Source organism: Lactococcus sp. NH2-7C (genome assembly GCF_029953655.1).
GTDB lineage: Bacteria > Bacillota > Bacilli > Lactobacillales > Streptococcaceae > Lactococcus > Lactococcus lactis.
This window is the reverse complement of sequence record NZ_CP124538.1, coordinates 1,610,341-1,623,675: the sequence shown is the minus strand read 5'-3', so window position 1 is coordinate 1,623,675 and position 13,335 is coordinate 1,610,341. Positions and strand designations below refer to the sequence as shown.

The window sequence follows — 13,335 nt, the reverse complement described above, 5'->3', positions numbered from 1 at the left end:
CGAACATAATGGCTTTTTTTCATAAGTAAAAAGAAGTTCAGATGAACTCCTTTTTTATCGAATTTCCATAATTTGACTTTGAGGTAGGCGATAACTTGGTTTTCCTTTGTCTTCTGAATTTCCAAGTGGAATAATTAGTTCTGGGCGATAACGTTTTTCAACTTCTAAAAGTTCATTCACTTTTTGAGTTCGATTAAAGCCCATGATGATGTTGCTTTCATAACCGTAATTTTTAATAGCCAAAACAAGATTCATTGTCACCAATCCAATATTGATAGAAAGATAATTACTTTCATGAAGTTCTTCAAATCCTTCATACATTTGTGGATAACGACTATTGAAGCGCAGAAGTTGTTCATCATCCAACTCTCCAGCTCCTAATCTAGCAATATCACGAGAACGTTCAACTAAATCTGTATCGCTAAAGAGGACAATGACTGCACCAGCTTGTTTGATTTGTTCGCGATTGCCAGGATCAACTTCAGAAAGTAATGCTTCCCGTTTTTCTTCTGATTCTACAATGACAAAATGCCAACTTTGAATATTGTGGGCAGAAGGAGCTAAACTTGCTGCAGAAATAATTTGTTTAACATCCACTGTGGGAATTTTTTTACCGTCAAAGTTTTTTACTTTGTGTCGTGATTTATTGAGCTTTACGTAATCCATGATACTCCTCTATTCCTCTTATGAGATGTAGCTGAATAGTTTCTCTGAAATTGTATGCATCAATTTCTAAGTCTAGTAGAGCAGACACCCGTTTTTTCTTTGTTTATATTTTAGCAAATTTTTGTCACTTTTGCATAGCATATTTATTCATTATATTTGTTTTTTTTATTAAATATAGGTTATTTCCGAAATATTTTACTGACAAAAGTGGAAATAAAAAAACTGCCTGGTCAGCAGTTTTTTATTAGGCTAATTTGGCCTTATTTTTCTTAATTTGTTTTGAACGTAATTGTCCACAAGCTGCATCAATATCTGTTCCATGTTCTTGACGAACGACACAGTTAATGCCATTTTTCTTCAAAACATCATAAAATTTTGCCGTATTATCTTTTGTTGAACGTTCATATTTAATATGTTCTGCAACTGGATTGTATGGAATCAAGTTAACATAAGACAATTTATTTCTAGGTTTTATCAAGTCAGCCAATTGTTGAGCAATTTCTGGGCTGTCATTTTCACCAGAAAGCATAATATATTCGTAAGTCACACGTCGATTGGTTGTTTCTGTGTAATAGTCAATCGCTTCAAAAAGCTTTTCAAGTGGTGCGTTACGAGTAATACGCATCAATGAAGTACGCAACTCATTATTTGGAGCATGAAGTGAAATTGCTAAATTGATTTGTAGATTTTCATGCGCAAATTCTTTAATTTTTGCTGGCATAAATCCACAAGTCGAAACTGTGATGTGACGGGCCCCAATTGCCAGCCCATTATCATCATTAATAACACGCAAGAAGTTCATTAGGTGTTCGTAATTATCAAAAGGTTCACCAATTCCCATAACTACCACGTGTGAAACACGTTCATCTAAACCACGTTCATCAAAATATTTTTGAACGAGCATGATTTGGCTGACAATTTCCCCAGCAGTTACATCACGTTCTTTTTTCAAAATTCCAGAAGCACAGAAAGTACACCCCATATTACAACCTACTTGAGTTGTAACACAGACAGACAAGCCATAAGATTGACGCATCAAAACTGTTTCAATCATCATCTTGTCAGGAAGCATAAATAGATATTTCACTGTTCCGTCAGCAGATTCTTGAACAACAACTTGTTCTAATGGATTCAAAATAAAATGCTCATTAAGTTTATCAATAAAAGCAGCTGATAAATTGCTCATTTCTTCAAAAGATTGAACACGTTTACGGTAAAGCCAATCCCAAACCTGAGTTGCTCGGAATTTCTTTTCTCCATTTTCAATTGCCCATTCAATTAATTGGTCACGTGTCAATCCATAAATTGAAGGACGCGTTTCTGTTATTATATTCTCTGTCATTATTTTCCTTAAGTATCTCAAATTTTAATCGTGCAATTTTTCATATCCCTTGAATACACTCTTAAAATCAATTTAAATTATTATCATTTATTTATGAAGAACTAAATCACTTAGAAGTCCATAAATGTTAATTCTACGATAATTTTTAGTCTTTGACAAGTTGGCTGACCGTCAAATAACTTTTACAAAATCCTCAATCCTTTTTACGATTACGAATGACAAAGCCTTGATTTTCTTGCTTTTTAGTCTCTGTTTGCTCAACTTTTTTACGAGGATTCCGTTTTTTCATTGTAAATTTTTTATCAGAATCTTTAGCTGGATTTTGTTTTTTATTATCTGTTTTTCTCTCTTGAGATTTTTTACTGACAGAAACTTTTTTATTTTTGTCAGTAACTTTTGCTTTTCTGTCAGTAGATTTTTCATGAATTTTAAAATCTTTACGAGCTTCTGATGAATTTTCTGAACGTTTGTCTTCTTTAGTAGTAACTTTTTGCTCATCACGCGCCCGATTTCGATTGCGATTTCTCTTACGACGTGGCTTATCAAATCCTTGCTTCAACTCTTTTTCGGTAAAAAGTTTCTCAGAAACAAAAGCTTCATCTTTTGTCCGAATCCGCCGTAAAACAAAATAAGCACAACCATAATTACAGTATTCATTGACATAATCTTCAAGGTGATCAATCTTATTGTCTGCCAACATTTTTCTACGACTTGTTGAGAAAAAGCCCTTCAAACGCAACTGCTCAAAGCCCCAATCTCCCACAATATAATCATACTTATCTAAAACATCAGAAAAGCGTTGTTCTAATTTTTCCGCATCAAAAGCCTCACGATAATTATGAACAATATGAAAAGTTCGTTGTCCAACTTGAACAACTTCCCCTACTGCCATAACATGTTCGCCAGGATATTTATTATAATTTAACTTACTTTCGTCTATTACTTTAGCCATTAATTTTTCTATTTCTATTTATTTTTAAAATGTTCTGCTACAATTTCTCGTAAGAAATAAGGGAATAAAATTTCTGATTTTCCCAATTTTTTCAATAAAGGGAAATACCAAGCAAACAAATATTGGTCAGGTAAAACGATTTGATAATACTCTTTATCAGAAATTTTTTCAAGTGACTGATTTTCCGAATTTTTTATGTAAAAGTCACCTTCATGTGGCTCAATTCCATGAAATATAAGAGAACCAAATGTTTTTCCTCGAAAACCCATCCCTTGAATTTTTTGGTTGGCAAGGAAATCCGAAACATCCATGATTTCAAGCAAAACTTGTCTAAGTTCTTCACCTGTAAATGTGAAACGAACTAAACGAATCGAATGAGGTAAAAATTCATGTAAATCGTCTAAAGTTAGGTGATTTGGTAATTCATCCGTCACTAACAATCCAGAATTCATGAGACAAAGTTTTGTATTTCCATAATCCGCAAAGATTTTTGCCAAATAATGACTTGCTTTGAAATCTGGTAAAACATTAGGTAAGGCTTTAGGTAGATCAGCAACGACTGTTCCCTCTAAGAGTTTATGCCCTCTCAGTTCCCAACCATTGGTTTCTACCAAATCCGATTTTCTTTGAGGAAGCGTATTGGTTGCTATCGCTTCAATTCGTGCATCAACTAACTGATTATTTTCATTAAAAGTTAAATCAATTTGCCCCACATATTCGCCATAACGTCCAGCAGCTGCAAGGAATGTTTGATTAACTTGAGCACCATGTTCAAATAAATGGTGTGTATGAGCTCCAATAATCAAGTCAATCTCATCATAGTTCTTTGCAATTTGCTCATCAACATTCTTACCCAAATGAGAAAGCAAAATGGTAAAATCACAATCCAGTTTTGGTAAAAGTTTATCTAAAACCACAAAAGGGTCTGACAATTCCCAACCCGCCTGTGGATAGGCGAGAACATATGGTGCTGTCAAACCGATTAATCCAACTCGTAAGCCAAATGAAGTCGTGACTATCAAAGGCTCAGATTGTGCAAAATTTGTCGTCAAATTGGACAAAAGAACAGGAAAATTAGCTTCATCATAGAGATGAGAAAGCATCTCATGTGTCAGTCCTAATCCCTCATTATTACCTATTGTAGCCGCCGTTAAATCTAAGCGATTCATCAATTCAACGTTAAATTGTCCCTCTGTTGCCTCCGTCAAAGGGTGAACCCGATCCACATTGTCACCCAAGTCGAAAGAAAAACTTTCAACTTCTTCATGTGATTTTTCCGCAAAAAAACGCTCAATCACAGGGAAACATTCCAAGTGAGAGTGTAAATCATTCAAATGGAGGATACGCAGTTTATTCATAATACTATTATAGCATAGCTACTAAGCCTAAACAATATTTGGTCTCACTAGCTTTCGCCTAATTTATAAGCAAGTGAAAATTAAGATAGCTATAGCATCTTCCCCAGAGCAATAAAGCATCTACAGATGCCCTAGCGGTTTTGCTTGTGACAAACATAAGATTTATAACCCAAGTAATAGACTTTAAAAGCTTCCATTCACAAAAATAAAAAGCGCTACTGCGCTTCCTAAATCACTTTAATTTGGATTAGGCTCCTGTTGACCCAAACCCACCAGTTCGTTCTTCTTTTTCTTGATTTTCATCACCATCAGCGACTAAGAAAGGCATGAAGACTCCCTGAACCACGCGCTCACCTTTTTCAACTACGACTTCTTCATCAGTGAAATTACGCATCTGCATGAACATATGCCCTTCATTATCAGGATTATTATAGTAATCCTTGTCAATAACACCTACTGAATTTATTAAAACCAAGCCTTTTTTACGAGGATTTGATGAACGGTCATACATGTAAAGCACCTCACCTGCCTGCATATAGGCCTTCAAACCTGTTGGAATTAATTTAATTTCCCCCGGCGCAAAACTAACTGTTTCAGCTGCTTCAATGTCATAACCTGCTGAATGTTCAGTTGAACGTTTTGGTAAATTAATTCCAGCATTTTTATATTTAGTTACCACTTCAAATCCACGAATTTTCATCTCTTACCTCATTTGTTTTTTTCTATTATATCATAAAAAAAGCACTCAGAGAGCGCTTTTCATTTAGACTTCTTCAGCATTTGTTTCGATGAGATGTTGATACCAGTAATAAGAATCCTTCGGTATCCGTTTCAATGAACCTTCCATTGTTTCATCTTGGTCAACATAGACAAAGCCATAACGTTTTTGGTAGCCATTTAACCAAGAAAGGAGGTCAGTATAAGACCAAGTGTGATAACCAATGACTTTTGCTCCATCCGTCATCGCTTCTTTGATTGCTTTAACATGACTTTCTAGATATTTGATTCGATAATCATCATGAATTTTTCCATCTTCAACTTTATCATATTCGCCCAAGCCATTTTCTGTAATCATCACTGGAATACGATAACGAGAAGTGATACGACGAAGTGCAATTCTCAGGCCTTCAGGATCAATTTCCCAATCCCAATTTGTTCGGTCAATAAAGGGATTTTGGATTTTTTTATGTAGACCAGGAATTCCTGATTCTTTGGTCGTTCCTTTTTTACCCGTGGTATTAAATGAACCGACTCCAACTCCTCCGTCAATTGGGTTCCATGCGTTAGTAGCCGTTTGATAGTAATTAATACCTAGAAAATCAGGTTTGGCAGCTTTCAAGAGTTCAGCATCTCCTGCTTCAAATTCCGGTGCTAAACCATTTTCACGTAAATAAGCCATTGCTGCGATTGGATATTCTCCGTAAAGATAGACATCCATCCAAAAATGACTATAAAGTTCTTCTGCATTTTCAGCCGCTAAAACATTGAGTGGGTCAGAATCCTTAGCATATTGTGGCGTATAGGCAAACGAAGGGCCAATTTGTCCATCCATTTCAAGTTCATGAAATTTATTGATTACCGCAGCATTTGCCAGATTAGCAATATGGTTAACCTGATAAAAAAGTTTCATATCTCTTTTTCCAGGTGGGTGAGTCGCGAGTGACCAACCTTGACTTGTAAAAATATTTTGTTCATTAAGCGATACCCAATATTTTACTTTACCTTTAAAAGCTTTAAACAAAACTTCAGCATAGTTAACAAAATCTGCGATAATTTCCCGTGATTCCCAACCGCCATATAAATCTTCTAAGGCTTGAGGCAAATCCCAATGATAAATTGTGACAATTGGTTCAATCTTATTAGCAATCAACTCATCAATCAAATCTTCATAGAATTTCAAGCCTGCTTGATTGACTTCACCACGACCATCAGGTAAAATCCGCGTCCAAGCAATCGAAAAGCGGTAAGATTTAAGGCCTAACTCTTTCATTAAAGCCACGTCTTCTTTATAGCGATGATAATGATCAACAGCGACATCCCCATTTGTTCCTTTAAAAGTCTTGCCTGGAATACGGACAAAATTATCCCATACGCTGGCTTTTTTGCCATCTTCAAAAGGTGCTCCCTCAACTTGATAAGCTGCCGAAGCTGAACCCCATAGAAAATCATTTGGAAATGCCTTTAATTTTTTGTGCTCCATTTTATTCCCCCATTAGTTGTTTATAGTCTATATTATAACATTTGTAACCGTTTTATTTTGTTTTATCTTTTGGAATTTGTTTTTTATTTTTAAGCGATTATCCTAAAAAAGTTGTCTTAAAAGACAACTTTATTTTCTTGATTTTATTTTTATATCTTTATGTGCTTGTTGATTTTCTGCTTCTATTTTGTCGGCTTTCTTTTTTTGGCTGCGTGCAATAAGAATCATTGCAAAGCCAATTAGAACGATTGCTAAACCAAGCCAGTTATGATAAGCCACAAGCAATAGACCTAAACTGATAAAAGCGATGCCCCAGGTACTCATACAACACTCACATTAAAGAAGACAGCTGCTCCAAATGAGCTTCCTTTAATTAACTGCTTAGCCATTGCTGCATCAGTCGTTGCATCATCTGTTGGTGTTTCAAAGAAAAGTTTTAGTCCTTGTTTTTTTGTATGTTTAAAGCCATTTTCTTCTAAAAGTTGAATAATTTCTTTTTGCATCATTGCAGAATTTACGAGTATCATAGTATTTCCTCCTCTATGAGTGTTTTTTATCACATCTGATAAGGTTTATATTATAAATCTTACCAGATTTAACAAAAAATGTGTAGAGCAAGTTTTCTTACTTGCTCTACCATTAATTTCAAATTTAGTCGAGTTCAGTTTCTTCCAACTTGTTAGCTGCGATAACGAATGGTACCCAGATAACAAAGGTAATGATCAAGTTGATAATTGTAAGGACAATTGCCCGCCAGTCAAAGCCGGTTGCCATGAAGGCATTCATAATTGGTGGTGTTACCCATGGCACAGCATTGACAACTGGGTCAACCAAGTGAAGGGCTGTTGCAGTGTAAGCAATGATTACAGAAATCAATGGAGCGACTGCAAATGGAATAAAGAAGATTGCATTCAAGACAACTGGCAGACCGAAGAGGACTGGTTCGTTGATGTTGAAGATACCAGGTGCAAGTCCGAGACGTCCAACAATCTTGTAATCTTTACGTTTAGAGAAGAGGATGATTGCAATAACAAGTGTAATTGTACCACCTGATCCACCAAACCATGCAAAGGCGTCCCATGAACCACGTACCCAAAGGTTAACGTAGTCACCATTAATGGCATGTGCTTTATCAACCGCACCTTTAGCAATCAAGTCACGGATACCTTGTGAGTGAACTTGGAAGTAGAGGGCTTGGTTATTAAGTCCAAGAGGTCCCCAGATACCATCGAGTACTGGTGCCAAAACGTTTGGTCCATGAAGTCCGAAGAACCAGAATACTGAAACAAAGAGTGTAACAATCAGTACTGAGAAGATATTTTGTGACAGAATTTGGAATGGCTCTGCGATATAGTGGGTAATCAGGTTAATAACAGAGTCATTTGTCAATTTACCAATGATGTAGTAGATTAGACCAACGATATAAAGTGCTGCAATTGTAGGAATGATTGCTAAGAAAGCTTTTGCTACTGCAGGTGGAACTGATTCTGGCATCTTAATTGTGATGTCAGCAAGCATGAGTTTTGCATAAATAATAACTGCAAGGGCACCCATAATAATAACTGTGAAGTAAGCTCCAGCATCGAGGTGAGCTGAGGCAAAGAGTGGTTTCCAAGCGGCAAGGCCTTGATCACCAAGAACGCCATTAAGCTTGTCAGTTGCTGCTACACCGGCTTTACCTGTACCAAGGGCTGCTGTAAATTTACCCATTTGGTTTGGCAAACCTGCAAATAAGGTTGCAACTGATACGATACCACCAGCGAGGTCATTGACTCCGTAAGCACGGGCCAAATTGTAACCCCAAGAAAAGGCAAAGATAAGACCAATAACTGTCAGTGTTCCTTGGTTAACAAGGGCTGAAATATTGTTCAAATCACCAATGATTGGTGTATTAGCAAGTGTCCAGACTTTCTCTGGTGCTAATTTTGAGAATGCTGTTGCTCCCAACATCATTTGTTGGATAGCTGACGGGAATGTTGTCACGATAGCTGAAATCATGGCAGCTAAGGCACCAGCAAGTGTTGCTGGCAACATACCGATAAATGAGTCACGCAGCGCAACTAGGTGTTTTTGAGACCCAATCTTTGCCGCAACAGGGACGAGATATTTCTCCATCCACGCAGTAATTCCGTTCATGGAATTCCTCCTTTATAATATAATAATAAATAACTTTCAAAAAAACTTTTTGAACATAATTAAGGTTCTGTCAGTACTGACAGGCATAGATTATCGATTATTTTTTGCTCTCGATAAGTTTAAATGAGCTCCATGGTTTTAGGAAATCGAGTAGGAATAATTCATCATCTGCGATACGTCCAACCACATTGACTCGACCATCATTTTCCATTTCACGTAAGGCGATTTGAGTCTCACCTTTATATTGACCATAGCCTTCGTTGTCAATAATGACATCGCCACGTTGAATTTTATCAGTATCGTGAGCGGGGAATTCAAGGTCTTTATAAGTGATTCTTGTCATTGTTGAACGGAGCATGTAAGCTGATTTATCACCACGGTAGCTATGTGTCGCTTCAAAAAGACATTTGCGTTCATTTTCGCTAATTGTTTCACGTGGAACGACTTTAATCTCAGGCATGCTTGCGTTAAATGCTTGGCTCATCGCTATAAGTTCTTCTTCACTCGCATAAGCATTGGCAATAGTGACATCATCAATTCCACCGAGGAGTTTGTAATGTTTAACTTGTGTCGCAATTTCAAGGTTTCTGTGGTCTTCAAGAGTACAAAGGCCATCTTGAGTTGGCCAAGGCCCAAATGTTGCTGCCTGTGAATTGACGAAGGCCATGGTGTTTAAATTATAGCCTTTGAATTTTTCTGTGCACTTAAGATAATGATTAAACTCCAATCCTGTGTAACGATGTGGGTAAAAATTGTGACTTCCCAACAGTTTTTCAGTATCAGGTGAGTAATCCATTATTGAATCAACATAGGTTGTTCCCTGACTCATGTTGATTTCAATTTTGATTCCGTAAGGATTTCGGGTCATTCTGGCTTCTTCGGCTCCTGTGAATCCTATGTCAAGTCGAACTCCATCTGCACCCATTTCATGGAAAAAGCTAAGGTCATCATAACTAATGTTAAGTTGTGTAAAGAGACCTGGATTGATATCCACCATGACTTCCATTCCTAACTGATTGGCGTAATTGACAACTTTTTTGAAAGCTGCAAGAACTTTCTCTTTATCTCCATCAATTTCGAGTAAAGAAGTGAAGACACGCTTAAATCCATATTGATGCGCTAAATCAAGATAAGTTTTATCCGCTTCAAAGTTTGATCGTTCTGGATAGATAGATACCCCTAATTTTCCCATTTTTTTCTCCTTTTTCTTATTTGTTTATTTCCTTTTTTATTTCTGAAATAAACCTTAAGTCTATGATAAGGCTTTCATTTCGTTTTTGCAAGCGATATCATCTCAAAAAAAACATGTTTCTTAAATTGAAACATTAACGATAAATTCTCATTTTTAGATAGGTTTAACGCTTTCTTTCGTTAAAATCTTTAAAATAAGGCGAATTGACCTATACCAATTTCCATCAGTAATATCAGTGTAACAAACAAACTACTCCTCCCACAATATTCTAATTTTTTAATTTCTTTAATTTTTATCAAAAAAGTTACTGACAAAGCTGTCAGTAACTTTTTTAAAAATATTCACGAAGAATCGCCTGATTCTCTTTTAAAATTTTTGCCGTAAATTGGCCAATGGTCATTTTTTCTCTTTTTCCTTCTCCAAGACTGATATTATTTTCAGGAATAATTTCGTCAGTAATTTCAACTGAAAAATCGGGCTGACCGTGTACTTTTAAAAATTCCTGTAAGTTAACAATTCGTGCCTGCATATAAGGAACAAGTTTAATTTCTGCTCGCTGTGGCTCTGTCAGTTCTTCTTCAAGGAGAGTATCTGAGGGTGCTTGCCAACTAATTTCCGAAAATGAACCAGCATGGCTTGAAATAAAACGATAAAATGCTTGTTTTGCCTCGTCAGTCAAAGTTATCAGTTCTTTGATAACAAATGTCATTTCTGAAAATTCATAGAGAAGATAGCCCAAAGCCTTACCATTTTCGCGATAAATCGCACAGTGAGGTTGTGATTTAAAACTGAAAAAGTAAGACCAAAGTTCTGGAGAGCGAACAAGTGAGCCTGGATTATCATCCTTTTGATGAACTTCTGTCAGCACTTTAAAAAGGGCTGTATTTTTACTGACAGAAAATTCACTAGCATTTTCATCATCAAACTCAAACTTTTCTCGACTAATTTCGCCCGCACTTCTCTTACCTTTAGGAAAATCTTGAGCTGCTAGTCGATAATGTTTTTGATTAAAAGCATAATGATAACCAAATTTTTCATAAAAAGCATATGAAAATGGTGCTAAATATGAAAAAATCACTCCTTTTTCATAATTATCTCGCAAACTTTTGGTCATTAATTGTCGAATGGCTCCATTGCCTCGAAACTCAGGATAACTGGCAACATAACCAATTCCAGAAGTTTTGACTTCTTGATTTTTCCAATAAACATTAAAGTGTGAGTCAATCACCATTGACGTGAGTTTTTGATTTTCGTAGTGGCCATAAGGAGTTGAAAATTCAAGTAATTTGTCAAAGGCTTTTGCCCGTTCCTTTGTTTTAGGCTTATGAAAGGCATAAGTTGCCAAATCTAAAAATTCTTTATTATTTTTTGTATTCGCATTCATAAATTCATTTTAACACAAATCTGTAGGAATAAGAAAACATTTTTGTTAACGTTTACTTTTTTGATTTTTCTAATCGTCCAATAAAAAAACAGCCAAAATCGGCTGTTTCAAATCAAAATTTTAATTTCTTCGAGACCAAATATTTAGCCCAAAATTACTGACAGCTTTCAGTATCATTTTCTTTAGAGCAATCAGTACTTTTTAATTCTTTTCAATTCAAAATCCTCATTCCAGTCTGATTCTGTCAGTAAAGTCAAACAGTAAGACTGAAAATAAAGTGCATGAAAACAACGTAGTCCTTTGTAAATTTAAAACCCTTGAAATTTTCATTGTCAGACACTTTACTTATCTTGCTCTACCACCATTGTAGGCCCGATTGACATTATCCAAGACAGCAACCATTTGGCGCTTTTTAAAACGTCCCAAGAAAAAACCAACGGCCTTGTCGTTAATCATCTGAATAAAACCATTTGATGTTTGATTTTCTTCAATGACCACCTGAGTGGTTCGGTCATCAATTTTATGCAATTCCCAGCGAGTACTAAAAGTATTGCGATTTGTTTTAGTTGTAAAAGCGTAAATGCTTGGTTCTGTCAATTCTGTAATTTTAATACTTCCTCTTTGATTTTTACCAAAACTCTTACTATATTCATAACCATTCAGGCTTCTAACTTTCGGACGTTTCCCTGTATTTTTTTCAATGTCAAATAGACATGAATCAATTATTTTTTCAAAGATAAATTCTCTTGGGGCATCAACTATTTTATCAATTCTCATCTTTTTTCTCCCTCAGCAGGTTTTATAACTAAGTTTATTCTAACAAGATTAAAGATTCTTTGCAAGCACTTTCATGTTTTCAAAAGCAAAACATATTTTTAATTGAAAAATGGTAAACCGATAAAGAGAACAAAGAGAATAACAAAGGCGCCGGTTGCAAAAATACGATATTGTTTGGGAATAGATGGAATGAAAGCCTTGGGAGCGAAAATTGCTGACAAAAGTAATCCACCAATTGCACCACCAATATGTGCCCAAATGCTTACATTTCCTAAAGAAAAGAGGTTCATTACCAAGTTAGCAACAATCAACACAGTAAACATTCGACCGATTTGTTGTAAAAATGGATGTTTTGTAAAAAATGCTAAACCAACGACTGCCGCAAAGAGGCCAAATATAGAAGTGGATGCTCCTGCTGAAACCACTCTAGGTGTCAAAAGAAAAACCATGGCATTACCAAAAATTCCTGACAAAAGATAAATCAAGGTAAAGCGTAACCAACCAAAAACATTTTCAATTTGCCGACCGATGAAAAAGAGGGTCGCCACATTTAATAAAACGTGTGCCCAACCAATATGAATAAAGATTGCTGTAAACAAACGCCACATTTGACTTGGGTCAAACAGCATAACTTGACCAAGTATGGCTCCACTATTGAACAAGTTGATTGCTGAAGTCGCCGATATTCCGTAAGTAAAAAATTGCCATAACCAAACTAAGAGTGTGATAATTGATAAGATATAAGTTGCCTTGTAACGTGTAAAATCTCGTTTAATTTCATTAAAATTCATTATTTTTTCTCCCTATAAAAAGTTCTTGTACTGCGATATCATGGCTTTCCGCCTCAAAATCCATTTTTTGGAAATCATAAAGCACAGAGGCCGTTGTTCCCTCAAAATTAGCCAAATAGCGGTCATAATAGCCACCGCCAAAACCAATTCGATAACCCTCATCATTCCAAATTAAGCCTGGAACAAGGATAAAATCAGGCTCAACTGCAATTTCAGATTTTGGCTCAAGCAAGCCAAATTTTGAGCGAACAAGATTTTCTTTATCATACTTTGCAAAAATCATTTGACGCTCAGGTAAGCATTTAGGAATCAAAATTTCTTTGTCATCAGATTGGTCGAAAAGTTCTGTCAAATTAAATTCAATTGGCATTGACATATAAAGCGCTATTTTTTTTGCAGATTTCCATTTTGAGGAAGCGGTTAACTGCTTTAAAACATCCTTATTCTGACGCCTTTTCTCGTAGTCTGAAAATTTTTTTAACATTTGTAATATTTTTTTACGGTTTTCTGCTTTACTTTCCATATTAACTATGATAA

The 13,335-nt window shown here is 35.8% G+C and carries 14 protein-coding genes; all 14 read right to left on the bottom strand.

Features of this window, described 5'->3' with window-relative positions:
* Positions 1-54: 54 nt before the first annotated feature.
* The 14 genes from QJV49_RS08235 to QJV49_RS08170 all read right to left on the bottom strand — a co-directional run bounded on the left by QJV49_RS08235 (position 55) and on the right by QJV49_RS08170 (position 13,321).
* Positions 55-666: a nitroreductase family protein gene (locus QJV49_RS08235; RefSeq protein ID WP_225512849.1), complete on the bottom strand. Its 612-nt coding sequence runs from the start codon at positions 664-666 to the stop codon at positions 55-57.
* A 244-nt stretch (positions 667-910) separates the two neighbouring features.
* A complete protein-coding gene (rlmN, locus tag QJV49_RS08230) occupies positions 911-2,008 on the bottom strand; it encodes a 23S rRNA (adenine(2503)-C(2))-methyltransferase RlmN (protein WP_012897023.1) in 1,098 nt (365 codons plus the stop codon).
* 193 nt (positions 2,009-2,201) lie between these two features.
* Positions 2,202-2,960: a YutD family protein gene (locus QJV49_RS08225; protein ID WP_225512848.1), complete on the bottom strand. Its 759-nt coding sequence runs from the start codon at positions 2,958-2,960 to the stop codon at positions 2,202-2,204.
* Between the two features lie 14 nt (positions 2,961-2,974).
* The gene (locus QJV49_RS08220; protein WP_225512847.1) at positions 2,975-4,318 is read right to left on the bottom strand and encodes a bifunctional UDP-sugar hydrolase/5'-nucleotidase; all 1,344 of its coding nucleotides are present in this window, start codon (positions 4,316-4,318) and stop codon (positions 2,975-2,977) included.
* Between the two features lie 247 nt (positions 4,319-4,565).
* The gene (locus tag QJV49_RS08215) at positions 4,566-5,018 is read right to left on the bottom strand and encodes a dUTP diphosphatase (RefSeq protein WP_225512846.1); all 453 of its coding nucleotides are present in this window, start codon (positions 5,016-5,018) and stop codon (positions 4,566-4,568) included.
* A 63-nt stretch (positions 5,019-5,081) separates the two neighbouring features.
* Positions 5,082-6,518: a glycoside hydrolase family 1 protein gene (locus QJV49_RS08210; protein WP_241892739.1), complete on the bottom strand. Its 1,437-nt coding sequence runs from the start codon at positions 6,516-6,518 to the stop codon at positions 5,082-5,084.
* Positions 6,519-6,647: 129 nt separating this feature from the next.
* Complete coding sequence (locus tag QJV49_RS08205; protein WP_225513032.1) at positions 6,648-6,842, bottom strand: hypothetical protein; 195 nt, start codon at positions 6,840-6,842, stop codon at positions 6,648-6,650.
* Positions 6,839-7,045: a hypothetical protein gene (locus tag QJV49_RS08200; protein WP_010905174.1), complete on the bottom strand. Its 207-nt coding sequence runs from the start codon at positions 7,043-7,045 to the stop codon at positions 6,839-6,841. The genes QJV49_RS08205 and QJV49_RS08200 overlap by 4 nt, the downstream gene beginning before the upstream one ends.
* 124 nt (positions 7,046-7,169) lie before the next feature.
* On the bottom strand, positions 7,170-8,654 hold the full coding sequence (locus tag QJV49_RS08195; RefSeq protein WP_012897016.1) for a PTS sugar transporter subunit IIC: 1,485 nt from the start codon (positions 8,652-8,654) through the stop codon (positions 7,170-7,172).
* 97 nt (positions 8,655-8,751) lie between these two features.
* Positions 8,752-9,846: a DUF871 domain-containing protein gene (locus tag QJV49_RS08190; protein ID WP_225513031.1), complete on the bottom strand. Its 1,095-nt coding sequence runs from the start codon at positions 9,844-9,846 to the stop codon at positions 8,752-8,754.
* Positions 9,847-10,177: 331 nt separating this feature from the next.
* Entirely contained in the window at positions 10,178-11,230 is a 1,053-nt protein-coding gene (eis, locus tag QJV49_RS08185) for an enhanced intracellular survival protein Eis (protein WP_225513030.1), read from the bottom strand.
* Between the two features lie 345 nt (positions 11,231-11,575).
* The gene (locus QJV49_RS08180) at positions 11,576-12,007 is read right to left on the bottom strand and encodes a DUF3284 domain-containing protein (protein WP_225513029.1); all 432 of its coding nucleotides are present in this window, start codon (positions 12,005-12,007) and stop codon (positions 11,576-11,578) included.
* Between the two features lie 98 nt (positions 12,008-12,105).
* Positions 12,106-12,798: a rhomboid family intramembrane serine protease gene (locus tag QJV49_RS08175; protein ID WP_225513028.1), complete on the bottom strand. Its 693-nt coding sequence runs from the start codon at positions 12,796-12,798 to the stop codon at positions 12,106-12,108.
* Positions 12,788-13,321, bottom strand: a complete 534-nt coding sequence (locus tag QJV49_RS08170) for a 5-formyltetrahydrofolate cyclo-ligase (protein WP_029344716.1) — start codon at positions 13,319-13,321, stop codon at positions 12,788-12,790. The genes QJV49_RS08175 and QJV49_RS08170 overlap by 11 nt, the downstream gene beginning before the upstream one ends.
* Between the last annotated feature and the right edge of the window lie 14 nt (positions 13,322-13,335).